This window comes from Pseudomonas neuropathica (genome assembly GCF_015461835.1).
In the GTDB taxonomy this organism is placed as follows: domain Bacteria; phylum Pseudomonadota; class Gammaproteobacteria; order Pseudomonadales; family Pseudomonadaceae; genus Aquipseudomonas; species Aquipseudomonas neuropathica.
Genome location: NZ_JACOPX010000022.1, coordinates 45,645 through 67,840, shown reverse-complemented (window position 1 = coordinate 67,840; position 22,196 = coordinate 45,645). Strand labels below are relative to the sequence as shown.

Genomic DNA, 22,196 nt, shown 5'->3' with positions numbered 1-22,196 from the left:
GCCCGCCTCGCGCGACCATCCACCGGAGATTCACATGTCATTGTTGAGCAAAAAAGCCGTCGTCCTGCTGGTGGCGGCCCTCGCCGGTTTCGGCGCCCTCCACGCGCAAGCGGCGAAGAAAAATGCCGGCACCGAGAAAGTCTCGATGCTCGAGGGCAAGTTCACCTTTGTCTTGCCTAAAGGTTTCGTCGCCGACCCGCTGCCGACCAGCCCGAGCGGAACCAAGGGCACGATGTACACCAATGAAGCGACGAAGACCGTGGTCATTACCGCTGAAAACCAGATTCCCGAAGGCCAGCACGTCAAGGATAACGACGGGCAGTTCCTCGACAGCACCGTCTCGAGTTTCATCGAAGACCAGCGCAAGGCCCTGCCGGACTTCAACAAACTCAGCGAAAAAAGTCTGACCCAGAAAGGCACCGGCCTTGGCTTGCGTCAGGTCGACAGCACCGCGACCCAGGGCGGTGGCCAGACCCTCAACACCACGCTGATGGCCGGCTCCGGCACGAAGATGGCGCTGGTGCAGGTGATCTCCCGCGCCAGCGACAAGAAAGGTCACGATGCTTTGGTGAAAACCATCCTCAAGGATTGAGCTGCTGCAGCCAGCCATTCAAGTCGCGCAGCTCGGCCGCACTGATACTGTGGCCGACGCCGGAATAGGCATGAAACTGCGGTTTGTAGCCCAGCTTCTGTAGCTGCGCATTGGCCTCGGTGCCGTCGTGGTAGGGCACGCGATCATCGGCGGTGCCGTGGCCGATAAAGATACTCAGCGGCAACGGCTGCTGCCCGCCTTTGAGTTCAGCTTTCAACACTGGTAATAAACGCCCGCTCAACGCGGCGATCCCGCCGACAGCGACTGGCGGCCGCAACCCCACTTCGTAGGTCATCATCGCGCCCTGGCTGAAGCCGATCAGGTACACCTTGCTCGGGGTCGTGTGATATTTCTGCGCCGCTTGCGCGACAAAATCGCGCAGCTTCTGGCCGCTGACCTTCAGATCATCGGTCTCGCCGTTGTAGGCACCTTCGCCTTTCTTGCGAAACCACTGGAAACGTCCTTCACCCAATGACAACGGTGCCTGCACCGACAGGTAGTTGTATTGCGCCGGGAGCTGGAATTTCATGCCGATCAGATCGGCTTCGTTACTGCCGTAGCCGTGAAGAAAAATCACCAACGGACGCGCCTCGGCGTCGGCGTGCACCTGTTCGATGTACTTGAGCGGCAGATCGGATTGCAGCGTGGTCTGCGCCTGCACGGCGCTGGACGCCAGCAGGGTCAATAGAGCAAAGACCTTCAACATAGAGCCTTCCTTCACAGAGTGTCGGGTTCGGGGGGAGCCTAACATCCTGCGGCGAGGATCCAAATTCGGTGGTGTTGCTGATGCCGCCATCGCGAGCAGGCTCACTCCTACATTTGGAATGCGTTCCCCCTGTAGGAGTGAGCCTGCTCGCGATGAGGTCATTAGCCCCAACGAAGATCCGTCAGTCGTTGGTCAATTTGCCCGTCCGAAACGCCACCCGCCCCGCCACTTTCGCCTGCCAGATCCCCGGCTCGGTGTAGCGCCCGCGATCCAGCGCAAACAACACACCACTGGTACCAGCGCGCACGGTGGTCACGCGATCCTGCAACGGATCGACCACCTCGAACAACGCATCGCCCTGCTCCACCCACTCGCCAGCATTGCGCAGGAAACTCACCACGCCATGGTGCGGCGCAAACAGGTATTCGGTGCCCTCGAACGGTAGGCCTTCGCAGCACTCGCCCGGCGCCGCCGGCCATTCGCCGCTGATGAAACCCTGCTCGGCGAGGAAGCCCAGAATCGCCTCGCAATTGGCCTGCGCCTGATCGACCCGGGTATCGCCCATGCTGCCCAGCTCCAGCGTGGTCGCCAGGTTCGCCGCCGGAATTGCAGCATTGGGAAATGCCCGCGCCAGACGCAACCACGGCGTCGAGCAGGATTCATCGAACGAGCTGCCACCGGAATCTTCACACAGCAGCGCCACGCCGGCCTTCAAGCGCGCCGCCAGCGATTGCCACTGTGGCCAGTGCTGCGGCAGCGCGTACAAGTGAATCGCGGCGTCGAAATCACAGTGCAGATCAAGGGTGATGTCGGCATCGCAGGCATGGCGCAGCAACAAACGATGCAAGGCTTCGAGTTGCGAGGCCGGCGCCGGCAGTTCATCGAATACCTGGCCCATGGTTTGGCGGATCAACGCCACGTTGGCCTCGGCATCCTCGCCCAGACGCTCACCGATCAACGCCCCGACCGGCGCGCTGAGTTCGACGAAGGCGCGGTTGAAGTTCTTGCCGCTGCCCAGTTCGAAACGGCCCATGTGCGCACCTTGCACATGTTGATCGAGGCCGATCGGGTTGGCGACTGGCACCAGTTCGATCACGCCCTGCAAACGGCCTTGCTGTTCCAGTTCATTGAGGCGTTGCTTGAGTTCCCACGCGGTGCGCATCCCCGGCAGTTCATCGGCGTGCAGACTGGCCTGGATGTACACCTTGCGTGGGCCGGCGCCATAGCGGAACACGCTGAGCGAGCGCTCGCTGCCCAAGTGGCTCCAGGGCAGAACATGGTCGATGCGTTGCATGGGAAGACTCCGATGTTTCTGTAGGAGCTGCCGAAGGCTGCGATCTTTTGATCTTGTTTTTCACAAGCAAAGTCAAAAGATCGCAGCCTTCGGCAGCTCCTACATGGGAAATGTGTGAAACAGAATAAATCATGGGCGCAAAAAAAGTGGCCACCGCGCAAACGGGGCCACTTTTTTCTACGGCGTATTAATGGCCGTACACGTCAAAGTCGAAGTACTTGTCCTGGACTTTCTTGTACTCGCCATTGGCGCGGATTTCGGTGATGGCTTTGTTGAATTGCTCGGCCAGCGCGGTATCGCCCTTGCGCACTGCAATGCCGGCGCCGCCGCCGAAGTACTTGGCGTCTTCGTAGGTCGGGCCAACGAATTCAAAGCCTTTGCCGGCGTCGGTTTTCAGGAAACCGTCGCTCAGGTTGACCGAGTCGGCCAGCATCGCGTCGATACGTCCGGAAACCATGTCGAGGTTGGCTTCCTGCTGCGAGCCGTAACGCACCAGGTCGATCCCGGCCGGCACCAGCACTTCGGTGGCGTAACGGTCGTGGGTACTGGCACGCAGCACGCCGACTTTCTTGCCCTTGAGTTCGGTCAGCGGGTCTTTGACACCGGAGCCTTCCTTCATCACGAAGCGCGCCGGGGTGTGGTAGTACTTGATGGTGAAATCGACGTTCTTCTTGCGATCATCGGTGATGGTCATCGACGACAGAATCGCGTCGATCTTCTTCACTTTCAGCGCCGGGATCAGGCCATCGAATTCCTGCTCGACCCAAGTGCATTTGACTTTCATCTGCGCGCACAGCGCATCGCCGATGTCGACGTCGAAACCGGCGAGTTTGCCGTCAGGGGTTTTCATCGAGAATGGCGGGTAACCGGCTTCGATACCGATGCGGATCGGCTTGGCGTCTTCGGCCACGGCGGTCAGGGACAACATCGACAGTGCCAGGGCACCGAACATCACTAGCTTCTTCATTTATAACTCCTGTGTGCGGAGGCTTTTATTGGCAGCTTTCGATTCAGCGTTCGGTCATGGCCAATTGGCTACAAACACCGAAGTGGCCGGCAGTCTATGGCGGCGCGCACAGGGTAAATTGTGTTTAAGCGACAAATACTTATGAAAGATCGGCACACCGATTGACCGGGGTCAACGGGTGCGCCGTCGTGGTGCAAAGGCTGTAGGACAAGCGTGTTTTCAGCGCCGAAAAACGCTGATTTTCCTGTAGGAGCTGCCGCAGGCTGCGATCTTTTGATCTGTTTTTTTAACCATCAAGATCAAGAGATCGCAGCCTGCGGCAGCTCCTACAAGGGGATCAGCATTCGCAGCCGATGGCGGTTTTGGCGGCTTGCTCAACGCTCAGTTGAAAGCCTTCATCCAGCCATCCGGTAACCCCGCCGATCATCTCCTTGACCGGGTAACCCAACGCCGCCAGTTTCACCGCTGCCTTGTTCGCGCCGTTGCAGTGCGGGCCGGCGCAATAGACCACGAACAGCGTGGATTTCGGGTAGATCGCCAATTCCGCCGCCGTGAGCAAGCGGTTCGGGATATTGATCGCGCCCGGCACATGCCCGCGCTCAAAGGCCAGCGGCCCACGGACATCGACCAGAACAAAATCGATCTCGCCGGCCTCTTGGCTGCTGAAGACGTCGGAACAATCGGTTTCGAAGGTCAGACGATTGCTGAAGTGCATCAGGGCGATTGCTGACGGGGCTGCGGGGATGTCGCGAACCAGACTGACCATGGGTGTTGCTCCTTTATCTGAACGGGTGTGAACAGACTTTATCGAGCGGTCGCTTGCGGCTACAGTGGCGGACAAGACACTCACCGGGAATTTTCCGCCAAATGCCGACATCACCAGGTCTGGTTGCGATTCTGGCCTACGACGGCCTCTGCACATTCGAGTTTGGCATCGCCGTGGAAGTCTTTGGCCTGACCCGGCCGGAGTTCGATTTCCCGTGGTACTCCCACGCCATTGCGGCGGTCGATCAAGGCCCGATGCGCGCCTTGGGCGGCATTCAGGTGCTGGCCGATGGCGGCCTGGAATTGTTGGCCGAGGCGCGCACCATCATCATTCCCGGCTGGCGTGATCGCAACGCGGCGGTGCCTCCAGCATTGATCGACGCGTTGCGTCAGGCCCATGCCCGGGGCGCGCGCTTGCTGTCGATCTGCTCGGGTGTATTTGTGCTGGCAGCCACCGGCCTGCTCGACGGCCACGGCGCCACCACCCATTGGCGTTACACCGCGGAACTGGCGCAACGCTTCCCGGCGATTGCCGTCGATCCGGACGTGCTTTATGTCGACTCCGGGCAATTGATCACTTCGGCGGGCAGCGCGGCCGGGATCGACGCCTGCCTGCATCTGGTGGCACGGGACTTCGGCACGCAGGTCGCCAACTCGGTGGCGCGGCGCCTGGTGATGTCGCCGCAACGCACCGGCGGCCAGGCGCAGTTCATTCCGACCCCGGTCAGCCCGACGCCGCGCAATGATCTGTCGCGGGTGATGCAGTGGGCGCGCGAGCGTTTGCATGAACCGCTGGAAGTGCGTGATCTGGCCAGCGAAGCGGCGATGAGTGAGCGTACGTTTCTGCGGCGGTTTACCGAGGCCAGTGGGCAGTCGCCCAAGGCGTGGTTGCAGCATGAACGGTTGGCGCGGGCGCGGGAGTTACTGGAAAGTACGCCGGACAATACAGAGCAGATTGCCGAGCGTTGCGGTTATCGGTCGGTGGAGAGTTTTCGTGTGGCGTTTCGTGGGGTCGTGGGGGTGCCGCCGTCGGTGTATCGGGAGCGGTTTGGGCGTGGGGTCAGGGTCGATTCCTGAGGTGATTTACCGGGCCTCTTCGCGAGCAAGCTCGCTCCCACAGTTTGGAATGCATTCCCCCTGTGGGAGCGAGCTTGCTCGCGAAAGCGCCCAGTAAAACGCAGCATCATTTAGACATCAGCCACAAGGCTACAGCGCCTTGCGCCTTTGCCTACAACTACGCCAGAATCCGCCGGCTTGTGCGGCTAGGGGGTCGCCGGTAACTTGGTTCGCGTCACTGAAGGGTCAGTGATCGGGTTTAGTCGCTCGGTAATCCACTTGAACTGCACAACGTTCCAGACAGTAGGTATTTCGATACCTCACTCAATGGTAGCTGTGCGCAGGGCGCCTTCGGGCGCGCCGGTTTTGGTGGAGTTCCCGGTCGACTAACCTGCGTATAGCTGCCACCTTTTCGTTTAGTCGCGAGGTGGTGTCAGCATCACTTTGGAAAACTACACCATGTTCAAAATCACACCAAATCCGCCCGAAACAGACGCGGAAATCGATCCAAATCCAACGTCCCCCTATTCCACACCGGGCTCCAGAAAACTCCACGAAGCCGCCGAGCGCGCCCTCGACCATTACCTGAAACCCACACCGCCTTCACCACCGCGCAGACCCAGCACCATGTTCCTCGTCGACCCGAACACCGGCGCCGAAGACCTCATGGCCCACGCCTGCGAATCCATGGCCTCGGCCAGCATCATGCTCAGCGACTTCGCCGCCCTGCTCGACTCGCCCTACCGCAACACCGTGCTCGGCATCCAGCAAGTGGTCATGCTCGGCGAACTCGCGGTCAACCGCGCCCTCGACAAAATCGACCCCGCCCTGAGGCAATAACCATGTCCAACAAAACCGATGCACAAGTCGTCGCGGCACTGGTGGCCATGGGCTTCAACGAGCGGGACGGACGCTGGGCACAGAACGCCTGCCTGGTGCTGTTCGAAAGCGAACGCGAATCCATCGTCGCCTCCGCCGTCACCGTCCTTCCCCAACTCGATGAACTGGAAATCGACGCCGTGCTACCCGCACTGCGCCGCGTGACCCGCCGGTTCCCTTCACTGCAAAAAACCGTGGCCGACACACTGGCCGAGATGGCCCACGCAGCCTGATTGACCGCGTGATCGCTCTTCGCGAGCAAGCTCGCTCCCACACTAGATCTGCGGTGCACTCAAATCCCATGAGCATCCGCGATCAACTGTAGGAGTGAGCCTGCTCGCGATGGCTTTCTTTCTGCTAACAAATATCTGAAAACCAGACCATAGGAAGGCCCGAGCGAGTTGGCGTACCTTTTAAGCATCAATCCTTATTTTTTACACTTGTAACAACGGTCGCAATTTCAGACCGGTCCTACATCTATCAAATACCCATTCATTTAGCGTCCGCATCGTTTTCTGACGATAGAACAAGGACGCTCATGGCGCGAAAGACAGACAGACCTCGGGTTCAAAATCCACCGGCCGGTGACGGACACCACATCACTAGCCGCTACATGACCGACAGCGAGTTGGCAGAGCGGGAAGCTAGACAAACCGCCTATGACGACATGCTTGCCAGACAGCAAGCCTACGAAAACAGCCTAATCAAACAGCCACAACAGCCTATGCCCGATGCAAAAGGTTGCGTGTTCGCTAAAAGCTGCCAACTTCCGGATGGTGTAATCAACCATGTCAGTAGTACCGGATTTATTCCGGTCGAGAAGTTGGCTGATTTTGGAGAGTTGTCTTTGTTGGGCGGCCGCGAGCGAGACACTGCTGGGAACATCCCGCTAAAAAAGTAGGAGGCCGTAATTTTCCCGCTGCGGCAGGAACGCTTCTATTAACTACGACTACCACTGCAAGCCCAGGCGCAAGTGCGGTGAGTGGTGCAAGTGCAGTGACGGGAGGTGTTGTCGCTGGTGCATTGCTCGGCATGGTTGCTCTGCTTTGGCCTTCGAGTTTGGGCGACAGCTCGCTATACACAGAAGAACAACTTAAATCGCTTGAGAAAGGTCGCACTCGTGTCCGATTGCGTTTAGAACAACAAGCCGACGGCACCTTGAAAGGATATGGGTACAACACCCAGACGCGCAGCGATTGGGAGATGATTCCTGTCGTACGGTTCGTGAAGCAAGGCACCCAGCAGGTCGCAGATTTCGGTAATGGGGCAACACTCATTTGGACTCCCGCCGTAGACACCAGCGGTACATCGGAAATTCCACCGCTGGAAGGCGCACCGCAAATACCCCAGATCTGGATTTACCCGCCGACTGAGCAAGCAGACAAGATCATCGTTAATCCGATTTACCCGCCTGAGTACCACGACTTCATCTTGGTTTTTCCGGCTGACTCCGGGGTGTCACCCCTGTATGTTGTTATTTCAAGGCCCGCTCTCGGCGGCGATATCAAGTACCACAGACCTCCCTCAACACTTCCCGCATTCCCGGATGCCTTTCCTGTCAAATCCAAAAGCAGTGTTCAAGGCGGAGGCGGTAGACGCAGCCGATGGAAAGATAGAAAAGGCCGGATCTATGAATGGGACAGTAAAACCGGTGCGATCGAGCTTTATAACAAGCAAGGCAAGCATCTCGGCGAGTTTAACCACGAGACTGGGGAACAAATCGATCCCGCAGACCCCGAAAGATCAACCCCGAAGTAAACAGGAGGCTACAGATGTTTTTATGGATTAGCGGTTTCTTAAAAGGTGACGACGAAGACGACGCCTTAAAATACGAACTTACAGTTGGACCGAAATTTGAACCTGCAGTCTTGGCTGCAATGGGTTGGAAAAGCCTTGATGAAAGTCCCGACGGCGAATGGCTGCTGACCTCGGATCAAGCTCAAAAAATCGGCATGGTGATTAACGAAAAACTGCCATCGGAACTCGATCTTTTTATCGGCATCAGGGGTTAATTTCGCCAATGGGTCTCATCTATCAAAATCCACGGATACCCCACGATGAGGCCATCCTCCTACTTGCCAGCGGCACGGATGCAGACATAAGCGCCGCACTCGTATCCATTGGCCTGAATGAAACCGATAGAAACCGGGCTCAGGACATCTGCCTGAAACACCTCACCAGCAAAGCCGAAGCAATTGTGGCCGCTGCGGCTACTGCACTCGGGCACATCGCTCGCCGACATGGCGAGCTGGATACTGAAACAGTTTTTGCGGCACTCGAATCAGCCAAGCAAACGCACCCTTCACTGCAAGGAATCATCGAAGACACGCTTGACGATATAGACGTATTCACCTGATCCACCCTGACGGCATTTGGATGAAGTAACGGACTTCATCCAAATCGACGTCCCCTACCTCAATCCTCCCGCGTCAACACTTCCAACAACTCAATCTCAAACACCAGATTCGAACCCGGCGGAATCTTGCCCATCGTCCGCTCGCCATACCCCAGATGCGCCGGCACCAGCAATTTACGTTTGCCCCCCACCTGCATGCCCATCAGACCCTGATCCCAACCCTTGATCACTCGTCCGGTGCCAATCACGCACTGAAAAGGCTTGCCACGGCTGTAGGAAGAATCAAACTCGCTGCCGTCTTCCAGCCATCCGGTGAATTGGGTGGTGATCAGCGCGCCTTTGACGGCGGCTTTGCCTTCGCCGACCTGAAGATCGATTACCTGCAGTTCATCATTCATAACATTCACTCTATTGTTCAGCCGGCCGCCGTTTTCCCAGAAATGCCGGGGATTGGCAACCTGCCAGCGCAGATCAACATGTATCCGAACCGAGTATTGAAGCATTAACATAGCCAACCGCCACTACTCTACGGATCGATTCGCCATGCTGGCAGCACCCGAATGACTCTGTTCTGGATCAGCCTCGCCGTGGGCGCGATCTTGCTCGCCATCATCGCTCTGCTGCTGTGGCGCGAACGCGATTTGCGCCGACAGCTCGCGCAGTATCGGGATCTGCTGAGACGGGCCGCCGATGGCCAACACATTCAGCAGGACGGCGACGTCGAGCGCTTCAAACGCAGCCAGTACTTTGCGCGCATCGGCACTTGGGACTGGGAAGTCGACACGGATCGGCTGTACTGGTCGGATGCGATTTACGGCATGTTCGGGTTCAAGATCGGCGAGATCACGCCGTCCTATGCGCTGTTCTGCTCCTGCGTCCACCCAGACGACCGCACCAAGGTGCGCGAAGGTGAGTTGCGCTGTCTTGAAACCGGCGAAAACCATGATGAGGAATACCGCGTGGTGTGGCCCGACGGCACGATTCGCTGGCTGCGGGAAACCGGCAACGTGGTGCGCAACGACCACGACGCGGTGGTGAAAATGATGGGCGTGGTGCGCGACATCACCGAAGAAAAAGCCTCGGCCAGCTACCTGCAACACCTCGCTCACTTCGATCCGCTGACCGGCCTGCCCAATCGCCTGGTGCTGGAACAACGCTTGTCGGAAGCGCTGGATCACGCGCGCCAGACCGAGACTCGTGTCGCACTGGTATTCGTCGACCTCAACGGCTTCAAAACCATCAACGACCGCTACGGCCATGCCGCCGGCGACCGGGTGCTGATCACCATGGCCACACGGCTGAAACGCATCCTGCGCGCCACCGACACCGTCGCGCGCATTGGCGGCGATGAGTTTGTGGTGATCCTGCAAGGCCTGGCGCCGAACCTGAGTTTGCCGGACGAAGCCCGCAGTATCTGCCAGAAAATCTTCATCGAACTCTCGCCACCGATCAGCATCGGCAACGACCAGCGCCACATCGGCACCAGCCTTGGCGTGGCGGTGTTTCCGGATCATGCGAGGGCTATGGATCGCCTGCTGCACATTGCCGATCTGGCGATGTATGAGGCCAAGCGCAGTGGCAATAATCAGTATCGGTTGGGGGGTGGGCAGGTGATGAATCAGGTTTGGTTCGAGTAGCTCGATCAGTCTGCAGGCAGGCCAAACGGAACACCATTGAAGGTATGCGTGCAACACCGGCAATGAGGCTTCATGTCTTCGCCAGTCAACTGCGGGTTGACGATTTGCAGTCGCTTTTGCTCATCGACGAACAGGCCGTTGAAGTAGGCCGACTCGCCCAGTCGCACAATATCCTCTCGATCCTCTTCGTGGATGGCAACCATCCAGAAAACCGGCTCTGGCCGATCAAGGCGAGATACCGCTTCGCTGAAAATCTCATCCCAATGACCGCCGACGCGGGATAACAGAAAACGAAACAACGGCGTGTAGTCGTAGCCGTGGTGTTTGATGCCGTGCATCGAGCCGCGCGTGGCCTCGTTGCGGCTTTGCGCTTTGGTGTTTCGTTGATCGCGGTAGTGCCCGCCTGAGTTGTTGCGCCAGACATTGTGGGCGGTGGTGTTTTCTTTGCGATACAGCGGTTTCTTTTCCAACGTGTTGCTCCTGACTTCCCTTCACTCGAAACGCCCCACGGGTTTTACCCGAACGGCGCTCGATTGCAATCAACCGTCCATGGCTGATTGTTGCCGGAGGTTTAACGCGGGACCGGTTTCATCTCGACAATCGTCCCGTTGGTGATCATCACCATGACGTACTGGTCATTGATCTGTACCCACTGCGCCTGATCAACAGGTTTTTTCAGGCCCTTGGCTTTCCAGTCGATGGCTTTTTCGCTGCGCTGATAAATATCCGGGGCGCGGTCGTTGACCTTCAGTTCGCGGTCGCTGACCGGGGATTGCACGGCCTGTTCATTTGAGGTTTGCGCCGCTTGAACAAGTGGGCTGATCCCGGCAATGCCGGCGACGAGAGCCAGGCTGGCGATTAGGGTTTTGCTGTTCATCGGTGAACCTCCTGTGGTGTGTGCTACCTGAACTCGGACTGCCGGGTTCGGGAATCATTCCTTGTTTTTTTGCGTGGGCAGGCTGGGGGATTGTAGTTGTCAGTTGGGTCGCTATCGCGAGCAGGCGCAGGCCTACAAATTCCGTGGTGTAAGCAGAATTTTCAGTTGCCACGAAAACCTGTGGGAGCGAGCCTGCTCGCGAAGGGGTTGGCACATTCGACATCTTCATTGCCTGGGCCACCGCTTTCGCGAGCAAGCTCGCTCCCACAGGATTCAGGTGATGTCCTGTTTGGATTGATCCACTTTGCACATCAATCCATGCCAACAATGCAATTAACAGATTGTTACATCTGCGCCACCATCCGCCTCAATAAAAACCGTGCGCCGCCCTCCCGTCGCGCACGTCATAAAAGCGGTGGAGTACTTTTCTATGACAGCCTCAATCCCACACAGCGGCTCGCGGGCCGGCGCCATTTTCCGGGTGACCTCGGGCAACTTCCTCGAACAGTTCGATTTCTTTCTGTTCGGTTTCTACGCCACGCAGATCGCGGCGGTGTTCTTCCCGGCGAGCAGTGAGTTCGCCTCTCTGATGATGACCTTTGCGGTGTTCGGCGCAGGCTTTTTGATGCGTCCACTGGGCGCCATCGTGCTCGGTGCGTACATCGATGATGTCGGTCGGCGTAAAGGTTTGATCGTCACGCTGTCGATCATGGCCAGCGGCACGATATTGATTGTGCTGGTGCCCGGTTACGAAAGCATCGGCCTGTTTGCCCCCGCACTGGTGTTGATCGGGCGTTTGCTGCAGGGCTTCTCGGCCGGGGCGGAACTGGGCGGTGTGTCGGTGTATCTCGCCGAGATCGCCACGCCGGGTCGCAAAGGTTTCTTCACTGCCTGGCAGTCGGCCAGTCAGCAAGTGGCAATCATTGTCGCCGCGGCTTTGGGCTATGCGCTGAACGCGTGGATGGCGCCGGATGTGATTGCCGATTGGGGCTGGCGGATTCCGTTTTTCGTCGGCTGCATGATCGTGCCGTTCATCTTTTTCCTGCGCCGAAACCTGGCGGAAACCGAAGAGTTCGCCGCACGCAAACACCGCCCGAGCATGGGCGAAGTGTTCCGCACCCTCGGCCAGAACTGGGGCGTGGTACTCGGTGGCATGTTGATGGTCGCGCTGACCACCACCGCGTTTTACCTGATCACCGTGTACGCGCCGACCTTCGGCAAAACCGTGCTGCACCTGAGCACCTCCGATGCACTGCTGGTGACACTGCTGGTCGGTGTGTCGAACTTCTTCTGGCTGCCGATTGGCGGCCTGTTGTCCGACCGAATCGGCCGGCGTCCGGTGCTGATCGCCATGTCGCTGCTGGCCTTGGCCACGACGTATCCGGCGCTGTCGTACCTGGTGCAAGCGCCGAGCTTCAGCCACATGTTGCTGTCGCTGTTGTGGCTGTCGTTTATCTACGGCTTGTACAACGGCGCAATGATTCCGGCGCTCACCGAGATCATGCCGGTGGAAGTGCGGGTTGCCGGTTTCTCCCTCGCCTACAGCCTGGCCACGGCAATTTTCGGCGGTTTCACCCCGGCGATGTCGACCTTCCTGATTCAGTACACCGGCGACAAAGCCGCGCCAGGTTACTGGATGAGCATCGGTGCGCTGTGTGCCTTGTGCGCCACTCTTTATCTGTACCGCCGTGCCGGTGGTCGTCTGCAACCTGTCGCGGCCTGAGGAAAACTCGCCATGAAAAAACTGTTTACTGTCACCGCCCTGCTCGCCGGCCTCGCGTTCAACCTCGCGGCCCAGGCCGAAGAATTGAGCGTGATGACCTCCGGCGGCTTCACTGCCGCCTACAAGATTCTCGGGCCGAAATTCGCTGCCGCCAGCGGCAACACCCTGACCACCAGCCTCGGCCCATCAATGGGCAAAGCCCCCGAAGCGATCCCCAATCGCCTCGCCCGAGGTGAACACGCCGACGTGGTGATCATGGTCGGCTACGCCCTCGACGACTTGATCAAGCAAGGCAAGGTCGACCCAGCCTCGCGCGTGGAGCTGGCCGATTCGCGGATCGGCCTGGTGGTGCGCGAAGGCGCGCCGAAACCGGACATCAGCAGTGTCGACGGCCTGAAGAAAACCCTGCTCGACGCGCAGTCAGTGGCCTACTCCGACAGCGCCAGCGGCGTCTACATCGAGCAGCAGTTGTTCAAGAAACTGGGCATCGAAGATCAGCTGAAACCGAAGTCCAAGATGATTGCGAAAATCCCGGTCGGCTCGGTGGTTGCCACTGGCGACTATCAATTGGGCTTCCAGCAGGTCAGCGAATTGCTGCCGGTGCCAGGCGTGAGTTTCGTCGCGAAGATTCCGGAATCGGTACAGTCAGTGACGCGTTTTGCCGCTGGGATTCCGGTCGGCGCACAGCATCCGCAAGAAGCCAAAGCCTTGCTCGCTTACCTCGCCGCGCCGGCCGCGCAAGCTGATGTGCAGGCCACCGGGCTGGACTCAGTCAAGCGCTGATCGTAGGCGGCTGGACTTTCATTTCCACCACCAGCCGCTCCAGTTCCAATGCCGCCGGGGTCAGCGTGCGACCCCGGCGCTTGATGATGCCGACACTGCGCATCACTTGCGGATCGGTCAGCGGCACCCGCGTCAGGATCGGATGATCCGGCCCCGGCATCGCCATCAGCGGCACCGCCGCCACGCCCAACCCCGCCTCCACCAGACCAATCATCGTCGTCACATGCCGGGTTTCGCAGATGCTCGCACGCTGCGGCACCACGCTGCTCAACGCCTGATCGAGCAGAAAGCGGTTGCCGGAGGTCTTGTCGAGCGAGATGTAATCCTGCTGATAGAACTCGTCCCAGCTCACGCTGCTGCGTCCGGCCAACGGATGATCGCGGCGACAAGCGACGACGTAGCACTCCTGCACAAGCGGTTCGAACTCGACTTTGGCATCCTGCGTGCCGAGAAAACTCAAGCCGAAATCCGCCTCGCCATTGACCACCGCACTCAAGACATCGTGAGCGCTGGAGTCGAGCACTTTGACTTTGATCCGTGGGAATTGCTGGTGATAGCGCGCAACCACGCGGGGCATGAAGTAGTACGCCGCCGAAGGCACGCAGGCGACGGTGACATGCCCCAAACGGGTCGAAGCGACTTCGCTGATGCCCAATAGCGCGACGTCGAGATCATCGAGCAAACGCTCGACGCTGGGCATGAAGCCCCGTCCAGCCTGGGTCAGGCTGACCTTGCGTGTGGTGCGTTCGAAGAGTTTGACGCCGAGGGCGTCTTCAAGCTTTTCGATGCGCCGGCTCAACGCCGGTTGCGACAGGCGTACGGTGTCGGCGGCCTTGCGAAAACTGCCCTGCTCGACCACGGCGCGAAAGGCTTGCAGATCGTTGAGGTCGAAGTTGATGGCCATGGCAGGACTCGGGAGATTGATACGCAGAGGTTATGAATGTAACCAATTGATGCAAGTTATTACAGGCCACATGAAGATCTCCTGTAGGAGCTGCCGCAGGCTGCGATCTTTTGATCTTGATTCTTCGAAGGCAAAAGCGAGATCAAAAGATCGCAGCCTCGTTGCACTCGACAGCTCCTACAGGGGATCTTCGGTGGATGAAAAGTCGCTGTAGCCCTTATCCTTGTCGCCCCCGCCGTACCGTTGTCAGGAGTAACCCCCATGCCCCATGAAGGCAATCTGTTGCAAGCCGCCGTCGTCTTTCTGTTCGCGGCCGTGCTCACCGTGCCTTTGGCCAAACGCCTGCAACTGGGCGCCGTGCTCGGTTATCTGTTTGCCGGGGTGATCATCGGTCCTTCGGTGCTGGGCCTGATCGGCAACCCGCAAAGCGTCGCGCATATTTCCGAACTGGGCGTGGTGTTGCTGCTGTTCATCATCGGCCTTGAGCTGTCGCCTCGACGCTTGTGGGTGATGCGCAAATCGGTGTTCGGCGTCGGTCTGGCGCAGGTGCTGCTGACCGCTTCAGTGATCGGCGTGCTGGCGCTGTCGGTGTTTGGTCAACCACTGAACAGTGCGATTGTGCTTGGCCTCGGTCTGGCGTTGTCCTCGACGGCGTTCGGTCTGCAAAGTCTGGCCGAGCGCAAAGAACTGACCAGCCCCCATGGGCGACTGGCGTTCGCGATTCTGCTGTTTCAGGACATCGCCGCGATCCCGTTGATCGCACTGGTGCCGATGCTTGCTGGAGGCGCTCACGACACCAGCAGCAGCGAAAGTCTGAACCATGCGCTGCAGGTGCTCGGCGGTATCGCCGTGGTCGTAGTTGGTGGGCGTTATCTGTTGCGTCCGGTGTTCCGCGTAGTGGCGAAAACCGGTTTGCCGGAAGTGTCGACGGCCACGGCGTTGCTGGTGGTGATCGGCACGGCGTGGTTGATGGATCTGGTCGGTGTGTCGATGGCGCTGGGCGCGTTTCTTGCCGGTTTGCTGTTGGCGGATTCGGAATATCGCCATGAGCTGGAAGCGCAGATCGAGCCGTTCAAAGGGCTGCTGCTCGGGCTGTTTTTCATCAGTGTCGGCATGGGCGCCAACCTCAGTTTGCTGCTGAGTGCGCCGATCACCGTGCTGGGGCTGACGCTGCTGTTGATCGGTCTGAAATTACCGCTGCTGTTCGTCGTCGGACGCCTGGCCGGGGGCTTGAACAAGGTCAGTGCGATTCGCCTCGGTATCGTCTTGGCGGCGGGTGGTGAATTCGCCTTTGTGGTGTTCAAGATCGGTCGTGATCAGGGCCTGTTCGAACCGCGCCTGTATGACCTGCTGGTGCTGACCATCACCCTGTCGATGGCGGTGACGCCGTTGTTGCTGTTGCTCTGCGCGCGGCTGGTCAGCCCGAAAGTGCAGCCGGTGGAAGTGCCGGAAAAATACCGTGAGATCGACACTGACACCCCGCGTGTAGTGATCGCTGGCATGGGCCGGATGGGCCAGATCGTCGCGCGGATTCTACGTGCGCAGAACATCAAGTTCGTTGCGCTGGATACGTCGGTGGAAACCATTGAACTGTCGCGCAGTTTTGGCGGTGTGCCGGTGTTCTACGGCGACCCGATGCGCCCGGAAATCCTCAATGCGGCCAAGGTCGGCGAGGCGGAATATTTCGTGATTGCCACGGATGATCCAGACACCAACATCAAGACCGCCGAAGTGGTGCGCAAGCTGTATCCGCACATGAAAATCATCGCCCGGGCGCGTAACCGTCAGCACGTGCACCGTTTGGTCGATGTTGGCGCGGAAGCGATTCGTGAGACGTATTACTCAAGTCTGGAGATGAGTCGGCGCACTTTGGTGGGACTTGGTTTGACCCAGGCCCAGGCCGATGCGCGGATCAAGCGCTTCAAGCATCACGATGAACAGGTGCTGGAGGCGCAACACGCGGTCTACGACGACGCGGCCAAAGTGCTGCAAACCGCCCAGGAAGCCCGGGCGGAACTGGCGCGGTTGTTCGAGTCCGACCAACTGGAAGAAGAATCCCGCCAAACCTGATGCATACGAATCCCCTGTAGGAGCTGCCGAAGGCTGCGATCTTTTGATTTTGCTCTTAAAAAACAAGATCAAAAGATCGCAGCCTTCGGCAGCTCCTACATTGATTTTGTCAGCTCAAAAATACCCTTGCAGGCGACGGCCTACAGGGGTCGTGTCAGGCCAGCTCGAGTTCGGACGCTTGCTTGACCGGTGCCACTGCAAACCGGTCCGCCAGAAACGGTGTGATATCCAGCGGCAGTGGCTCATCGTTGACCAGTTTGTCCAGCAGCACGCCGGTAATCGCCGAGGTCAGAATCCCGGTGCGGAAGTGTCCGCAGGCATTCAAATACCCTTCCACCCCACGCATCGGTCCGAGGATCGGCAACTCATCCGGCGAACCCGGACGCAATCCCGCCCACGTGCGTTTGAGGTTGACGTCTTTCAGCTCCGGCAGACAGCGCACCGCGCCCTGCACCAACCCGGCGATTTCCGGGTAGGTGGTGGTGACGTCGAAGCCTTTGTCTTCGGTGGTGCTGCCGATCAGGATCTCACCGTTGTCCTTCTGCGCCACGTAGCAGTCGCTGGTGGTCAGGCAGCCGTTGAGAATCTTCGGCATGCGCTCGGTGAGCAGAATCTGGCCTTTCACCGGTTTCACCGGGATGCGAATGCCCGTCGCCCACTCACTCAAATCCGCTGCCCAGGCACCGCTCGCGTTGATCAGCGTCTTGCAGTGGAACACGCCCTCCTCGGCCGTCTGCACACCGGTGACGCGACTGCCGTGATGCAACACACCGGTGACGTTGGTGTTGACGAAGATGTCGACGCCGTTCTGCCGCGCGCCTTCCATGTAGGCGTCAGCGAGGCGGAACGGGCTGACCTGGTGGTCGCAGAGAAACTCCAGCGCCCCGCGTGCTTCATGGCTAACGCTCGGTTCAGCCTCGCGCAGCGCCGCCTGATCGAGCCAGCGCACCTGATCGGCCAGATGCGGAATGCAGCCGACGATGTGCTCGGCGTAGAGCCGGTCTTCGTCGTCGTAAATGACGAACTTCAACCCGGTCTTTTCGAACTTGAAATCCATGCCGTGGTTGTCTTTCAGCTCACGGTGCAGCGCCGGGTACAGGGCGTTGGACTGCAAGGCAAAATCGAAAAATGACTCCGGCAGAATGTGCGGCGTGCTCGCGTCCACGGCGACCGCCGCGCCTTGGGTTTCGCGTTTACGGTTGGCCGACATCATGCGGAAGAAAATCACCCCGCAACCGAGGCCGACCGACTCACCGATCGCCCACAAACCACCGGCCGACGCACGGGTGGCGTTGCCCGGGCGCTTGGCATCGATCAGCGCGACCTTGAGGTTTTTGCGCTTGGACAATTGATAGGCGCAGGACGCCCCGATCACGCCGCCGCCGGCAATGATCACGTCGTAGAACTTACTCATGGGCAGCGGCCTCCGTGCCAACGGACTGGAACGCAGAAAAAGGAATCGGATCAATAGGGAAACGCGGGCGCAGCCAACCGACGTCCTTGCGCCCGGTAGCCTGACGCAAGCGATCACTGCAGTAGCCGACGCACATGCGCCCCTGGCAATCGCCCATGCTTACGCGGGTGCGCATTTTCAGGCTGGCGATGTCTTGCACGCCTTGCTCCAGCGCCAGGTCGATGTCGGCGCGGGTGGCGTGTTCGCAACGGCAGATCACCGTGTCAGCGGCAGGCAATGCGGTCTGGCCGACGCCGCGTTCGGTGTAGCGATCCACCGCCGCGCGGAAACGCACGATGGCTTTGAGTTTGCTCAAGTAGCGGTCGCGACGCACACGCGCCAGTTCCTCTTCGAGCACGCCACGTTGCAGCAGAATCGAGGTCGCCGCGATCTTGCCGGCGAGCATCGCCGCTTCACCGCCGCGAATCCCGCCCATGTCACCGGCCAGGTGCACGTGGGGTTCGTTGCTTTGCTGCCAGACATTCGCGTTGGCGCGCAGATAACCGTCATCGCTGAAGCCATGATCCAGGCCCATCTGCTGACTCAGTTGGGTGCGCGGAATAAAGCCATAACCGACCGCGAGGGTCTTGGCTTCGAAACGCTCGACGCGACTCATGTCCGGTTCCCACGTGGCCGAGTACGGCGCGACGCTGACGCTTTTCAGCTCGCCCTCGCCATGCGCCTCGACCACGCCCCAGCCGTAGTTCATCGGGATGCCGTGCAGTTTCAGGTAGGCGAGCATGCTCAAACCATCGAGAAACAATTGCGGCTTGTTCAGCAGCGCCAGACTTTCGCGGGCAATCTTGCCGAACGCGCAAGCCTCATACACGCCCGCGACGCTGACGCCCGACGCATGCAACTGCGTCGCCACCAGCGGCAGCAACGGCCCGGTGCCGGCGATGATCACCGGCCCTTGCGGCTTGACCACGCCGCTTTTGATTTGCAGTTGCAAACCGCCGAGCATGATCACCCCCGGCAAGGTCCAGCCGGGAAACGGCACGCTGCGTTCATGACAACCGGCAGCCAGGAGCAATTGCGGATACTCGATCTCGTGCAGTTGCTCGTCGCCATCCAGCACCACCAGCGCGCGGGTGCCTTCAGCGCCGACCACGCGATGGTTGAGGCGCACGTCGATCAGCCCGGCCTGTTCCTGAAAATCACCGTGCAGTTTGCCCAGTGCTTCGGAGTAGCGCGGGCCGAGATAATCCAGTTGCACGCCATCACGCAACGGCCCGCGATAGACCACACCGCCAAGGCGTGAAGCTTCTTCGAGCAAGGTGCAGCGCACGCCGTGGCGCGCCAGTTCGATGGCCGCCGCCATCCCCGCCGGGCCGCCGCCGACGATGACCGGTTGCTGGCTCATACGATCACCTCTTGCGTGGTGATGCGGTTGACCTGGGTTTCGATCTGCATGCCGTCACGCACCACGGTCTGACAGGCACGGCGTTTGTGCCGGCCATTGATTTTCACCAGGCAGCACTGGCACACGCCCATGCCGCAATAGGCGCCGGTGATCTGGTCGTGATCGTTGCGGGCAATCTGGCGAACGCCGAGGGACTGGATAACGCTGAGGACGGTTTCGCCGATGGCGGCGGTGACCGCTTGACCGTTGATGTGGACGGTCATATCCGCCTGCGCCAACGGCTGAATATCGAATGTTCTTTCTTGGCAGTGCATTGCTATGTTCATCCGTGAGAGTTCGGTTGAGGTGGTGTCAGCTCCTTGCTGCACTACACCGGGTCGACGCGTTTATTGTGGCTGTGAGGGGCGTCGACGCAGCTACTTCGTCAGCGCAACAAGGTGCGCGTGAAGCACTGTAGTTCATGCCTCAGCAAAGGCCTGGATCATTTACGTTAGGCGATATCGCCCGGCGAAATATTGATCCAGGCCAGTGAAAGCGGCTGGATTGTCGAACGATCAGTTGGAGAAGACGTACTGCCCTTTGATCCTCCTTGTACCGACCAATGCGAGGTCCGGAAACAACAGCCATTTGACCCAAGCGGCGTAGAACACCATGGCCAGAATGAACGCCACGCCGAGCAGAGTCGACACCGGCTCTTCACTGAAGCCGTAAAATTCACGAGGAATCTGGCTGATCGTGAAGGTGACATAGATTGTGTAAACCACCGCGATGCCCTTGTAAAAGCCCCACGCAAACAAGAGTGGAATCACGCCAATAATCAAGACCATGGTCAATGCCATAGCAATGCCGCCGTCATTGATTTGAAGCAGCCCGGCTATCGCCCCGAGGAGTCCCCAGATACCCATCAGTGCGACCAGTAAGTTGACTTTAACGGCGTGTCGTTTTCTCAGGGCGGGATCCGGATGCGCCCCGATCCAGCCCGCCAGCACTCGATCCTTGACCTTGCCACCCGAAAGCGCCTTGAAGGTTGCGGTTCTGGAATGCCCGTTATCGAGCATTTCGACGACTTTTCGCTTGATTGCTTGCTTGTTCAACGTATTCATCCTTAAAGGTGCGCGCAACGGCCGCCCCGTTGTCGACGCGGATTTTCCCCTTGTTGAGAGCCAGAAAGCAAAAAGCCGCTTCCACCCGAAGGTGGAAGCGGCCGAGGCAGAAAATCAGCGTTCCACTGTGTCAAACCAGAAAGCGGATGACCCACCCGCCGATCAACTGTCCCGAACCGTAATCGAGCCACTGTTCACCGCACGCAATAATTCGTCCATCTTCCATCAAGCTCATGTTCCTGTAATAACACTGCCTTCCTTCAATCCCGAAAACGGCAAAGCCTTCATTATTGAACGTCTTGTCCAGAGACCCATCAACCAGAAAACGGCCAACCACGCACAAATCGCTACCGTTGATGAATGCGCCGCTGCCATGCCCACCGACGACAACCGACCCATCGGTCTGGACCACGCAACTTTTCCAATGAATACCCGACTTCAGCAATGGCGAGTACAAAGGCTTCCCTTTGTTAAAGACCTGGTTGTAGCTGCCATTAGCGTTCAAAACGACCAGTGCACCTTGCAGTTTGCCCTCGGGGGCGGCAGCGCCAGCGACGACGATAAGGCCATCGCTGTCTCTGACCGATACAGCGTTGAATTCCTCATAGCGAGTCTTCAGCTTGAAAACCTCACCGCCGTTGAAGGTGCTATCGATACGCCCGAACTCATCGAAACGCACTAGATAGCCGCCTTGCAGTCCCGGTGTATCGTCATGGTATCGGCCACAGACAAGGACCTTTCGGTCTGACTGAACGGCGACACCCAAGGCATAAATGGAACTGTTGTCGAAGTCGATCAGGGCGAATCCGTGATCGTTGAACGTCTTGTCACTGGTCCCGTCCGCATTCAGTCGCAGCACGATGCCACGCCACTTTTCGGACTCATCGTTATAGAGATGGATGATCACTACCAGTTTGCCGTCGGATTGCTGAGCCATGGACATGCCGGAGCCCGCAGCCGCACCCGAAGAAAAGGCTCTTTTCCAATGGCGCGAGGCTGACTTCGCGTTGCCGGTTGTACATGATTCAGGTTTGTCCATTTGATCAAAACAAAGGTAACGAACACCTTTCTCACCGAAAGACGGATCTTGCTGCCCGTCCGCGAGACAACGTACGAGCGCAATACCTACTACATAGCCTTCCTGCTGATAGGTGCCCTGCAACAACCAGGCGCCATCTTTCAGAAGGCAGAGCTTCATCACATGCGCCATGGTCGCGTTTTCCAAAGCGATCTCTACAAATCCCTTTCCGCCGCCAAATGTAGTATCCAGCGCTCCATCCTCGTGGAGCCGTGCAACCGTGGCCGGCCCAAATAATTCAAGCGGGTAAAATCCAACAAGGGTCTTTTTGTCAGGCAATGCCAAGACTGCTGCTGATCGAATATCAGGCAATCCATTGAATGGAAACTCTAATACCCCGACATCGGCAAAAGCCGGATCGAGCGTTCCTGCGTTCTCTAGTTTCAATCGCGTGTTCATGTCAGTCCCTCGAAGCAAACGTGAATAAACGTCATGTTCATTCTTGCCCCGATTTCAGCACTCCCCTTTCGCGACGACACCTGTCAGAAATACTAGTTCTTATATCCTTGCGAGCCGTACTGATGACTCTTTGAGCCAGAAATGAAAAAGCCGCTTCCACCCGAAGGTGGAAGCGGCCGAGGCATACGCCT

The 22,196-nt window shown here is 58.7% G+C and carries 23 protein-coding genes and 1 pseudogene; 11 read left to right on the top strand and 13 right to left on the bottom strand.

The window, feature by feature from the left end; genetic code table 11:
• The first annotated feature begins 34 nt into the window (after positions 1–34).
• The gene (locus tag H8F23_RS26285) at positions 35–592 is read left to right on the top strand and encodes a DcrB/PsbP domain-containing protein (RefSeq protein WP_194936321.1); all 558 of its coding nucleotides are present in this window, start codon (positions 35–37) and stop codon (positions 590–592) included.
• Here H8F23_RS26285 and H8F23_RS26280 read toward each other — a convergent pair.
• The 4 genes from H8F23_RS26280 to H8F23_RS26265 all read right to left on the bottom strand — a co-directional run bounded on the left by H8F23_RS26280 (position 582) and on the right by H8F23_RS26265 (position 4,325).
• Complete coding sequence (locus H8F23_RS26280; protein ID WP_194936320.1) at positions 582–1,298, bottom strand: alpha/beta hydrolase; 717 nt, start codon at positions 1,296–1,298, stop codon at positions 582–584. The genes H8F23_RS26285 and H8F23_RS26280 overlap by 11 nt on opposite strands.
• A gap of 181 nt (positions 1,299–1,479) precedes the next feature.
• Positions 1,480–2,592, bottom strand: coding sequence for a M14 family metallopeptidase (locus tag H8F23_RS26275; protein WP_194936319.1), 1,113 nt, complete (start codon positions 2,590–2,592; stop codon positions 1,480–1,482).
• Positions 2,593–2,779: 187 nt separating this feature from the next.
• Positions 2,780–3,559, bottom strand: a complete 780-nt coding sequence (locus H8F23_RS26270) for an ABC transporter substrate-binding protein (protein WP_016984244.1) — start codon at positions 3,557–3,559, stop codon at positions 2,780–2,782.
• A 337-nt stretch (positions 3,560–3,896) separates the two neighbouring features.
• Entirely contained in the window at positions 3,897–4,325 is a 429-nt protein-coding gene (locus H8F23_RS26265; protein WP_194936318.1) for a rhodanese-like domain-containing protein, read from the bottom strand.
• Between the two features lie 101 nt (positions 4,326–4,426).
• Between H8F23_RS26265 and ftrA the strand changes: the two genes are divergently transcribed.
• From ftrA to H8F23_RS26235, 6 genes and pseudogenes are all read left to right on the top strand, one after another.
• Positions 4,427–5,401, top strand: a complete 975-nt coding sequence (gene ftrA, locus H8F23_RS26260; protein WP_194936317.1) for a transcriptional regulator FtrA — start codon at positions 4,427–4,429, stop codon at positions 5,399–5,401.
• 438 nt (positions 5,402–5,839) lie between these two features.
• A complete protein-coding gene (locus H8F23_RS26255) occupies positions 5,840–6,220 on the top strand; it encodes a DUF6124 family protein (protein WP_123376665.1) in 381 nt (126 codons plus the stop codon).
• A gap of 2 nt (positions 6,221–6,222) precedes the next feature.
• On the top strand, positions 6,223–6,492 hold the full coding sequence (locus H8F23_RS26250) for a hypothetical protein (RefSeq protein WP_127928797.1): 270 nt from the start codon (positions 6,223–6,225) through the stop codon (positions 6,490–6,492).
• Positions 6,493–6,797: 305 nt separating this feature from the next.
• Positions 6,798–8,017, top strand: a pseudogene (locus tag H8F23_RS26245) (colicin E3/pyocin S6 family cytotoxin).
• A 14-nt stretch (positions 8,018–8,031) separates the two neighbouring features.
• Positions 8,032–8,271, top strand: coding sequence for a pyocin S6 family toxin immunity protein (locus H8F23_RS26240; RefSeq protein WP_064120898.1), 240 nt, complete (start codon positions 8,032–8,034; stop codon positions 8,269–8,271).
• Positions 8,272–8,279: 8 nt separating this feature from the next.
• A complete protein-coding gene (locus H8F23_RS26235) occupies positions 8,280–8,615 on the top strand; it encodes a hypothetical protein (protein ID WP_194936316.1) in 336 nt (111 codons plus the stop codon).
• Positions 8,616–8,674: 59 nt separating this feature from the next.
• On the opposite strand, the gene H8F23_RS26230 is transcribed toward H8F23_RS26235, so the two are convergent.
• Positions 8,675–9,013, bottom strand: coding sequence for an FKBP-type peptidyl-prolyl cis-trans isomerase (locus H8F23_RS26230; RefSeq protein ID WP_194936315.1), 339 nt, complete (start codon positions 9,011–9,013; stop codon positions 8,675–8,677).
• A gap of 162 nt (positions 9,014–9,175) precedes the next feature.
• Between H8F23_RS26230 and H8F23_RS26225 the strand changes: the two genes are divergently transcribed.
• The gene (locus H8F23_RS26225; RefSeq protein ID WP_194936314.1) at positions 9,176–10,252 is read left to right on the top strand and encodes a sensor domain-containing diguanylate cyclase; all 1,077 of its coding nucleotides are present in this window, start codon (positions 9,176–9,178) and stop codon (positions 10,250–10,252) included.
• A gap of 5 nt (positions 10,253–10,257) precedes the next feature.
• Here the strand turns inward: H8F23_RS26225 and H8F23_RS26220 are convergent, their stop codons facing one another.
• Together H8F23_RS26220 and H8F23_RS26215 are read right to left on the bottom strand one after the other, a co-directional pair.
• The gene (locus tag H8F23_RS26220) at positions 10,258–10,722 is read right to left on the bottom strand and encodes a hypothetical protein (protein ID WP_194936313.1); all 465 of its coding nucleotides are present in this window, start codon (positions 10,720–10,722) and stop codon (positions 10,258–10,260) included.
• Between the two features lie 101 nt (positions 10,723–10,823).
• Positions 10,824–11,129 (bottom strand): RcnB family protein, encoded by a 306-nt coding sequence (locus tag H8F23_RS26215; protein ID WP_122598649.1) that lies wholly within the window; start codon positions 11,127–11,129, stop codon positions 10,824–10,826.
• A 430-nt stretch (positions 11,130–11,559) separates the two neighbouring features.
• Here H8F23_RS26215 and tcuC point away from each other — a divergent pair, with 430 nt between their 5' ends.
• Both tcuC and H8F23_RS26200 read left to right on the top strand, forming a co-directional pair.
• Positions 11,560–12,852, top strand: a complete 1,293-nt coding sequence (gene tcuC / locus H8F23_RS26205; RefSeq protein ID WP_194936312.1) for an MFS transporter — start codon at positions 11,560–11,562, stop codon at positions 12,850–12,852.
• A gap of 12 nt (positions 12,853–12,864) precedes the next feature.
• The gene (locus tag H8F23_RS26200) at positions 12,865–13,635 is read left to right on the top strand and encodes a substrate-binding domain-containing protein (RefSeq protein ID WP_194936311.1); all 771 of its coding nucleotides are present in this window, start codon (positions 12,865–12,867) and stop codon (positions 13,633–13,635) included.
• Here the strand turns inward: H8F23_RS26200 and H8F23_RS26195 are convergent.
• Positions 13,625–14,539 carry a LysR family transcriptional regulator gene (locus H8F23_RS26195; protein WP_194936310.1) on the bottom strand — a complete coding sequence of 305 codons (915 nt, stop codon included), beginning with the start codon at positions 14,537–14,539 and terminating at the stop codon, positions 13,625–13,627. The two genes, H8F23_RS26200 and H8F23_RS26195, sit on opposite strands and share 11 nt — an antisense overlap.
• Before the next feature lie 261 nt (positions 14,540–14,800).
• Here H8F23_RS26195 and H8F23_RS26190 point away from each other — a divergent pair, with 261 nt between their 5' ends.
• Entirely contained in the window at positions 14,801–16,609 is a 1,809-nt protein-coding gene (locus tag H8F23_RS26190; RefSeq protein ID WP_194936309.1) for a monovalent cation:proton antiporter-2 (CPA2) family protein, read from the top strand.
• A 154-nt stretch (positions 16,610–16,763) separates the two neighbouring features.
• On the opposite strand, the gene hcnC is transcribed toward H8F23_RS26190, so the two are convergent.
• The 5 genes from hcnC to H8F23_RS26165 form a co-directional block, all read right to left on the bottom strand.
• Positions 16,764–18,023 carry a cyanide-forming glycine dehydrogenase subunit HcnC gene (gene hcnC, locus H8F23_RS26185; RefSeq protein WP_194936308.1) on the bottom strand — a complete coding sequence of 420 codons (1,260 nt, stop codon included), beginning with the start codon at positions 18,021–18,023 and terminating at the stop codon, positions 16,764–16,766.
• Positions 18,016–19,425, bottom strand: coding sequence for a cyanide-forming glycine dehydrogenase subunit HcnB (hcnB, locus tag H8F23_RS26180; protein WP_093441066.1), 1,410 nt, complete (start codon positions 19,423–19,425; stop codon positions 18,016–18,018). The genes hcnC and hcnB overlap by 8 nt, the downstream gene beginning before the upstream one ends.
• Positions 19,422–19,739 (bottom strand): cyanide-forming glycine dehydrogenase subunit HcnA, encoded by a 318-nt coding sequence (gene hcnA / locus H8F23_RS26175; protein WP_194936307.1) that lies wholly within the window; start codon positions 19,737–19,739, stop codon positions 19,422–19,424. Before hcnA ends, hcnB begins: the two co-directional genes overlap by 4 nt.
• A gap of 240 nt (positions 19,740–19,979) precedes the next feature.
• On the bottom strand, positions 19,980–20,519 hold the full coding sequence (locus H8F23_RS26170) for a hypothetical protein (protein ID WP_194936306.1): 540 nt from the start codon (positions 20,517–20,519) through the stop codon (positions 19,980–19,982).
• A 139-nt stretch (positions 20,520–20,658) separates the two neighbouring features.
• Complete coding sequence (locus tag H8F23_RS26165; RefSeq protein ID WP_194936305.1) at positions 20,659–22,005, bottom strand: NHL repeat-containing protein; 1,347 nt, start codon at positions 22,003–22,005, stop codon at positions 20,659–20,661.
• Positions 22,006–22,196: the final 191 nt, after the last annotated feature.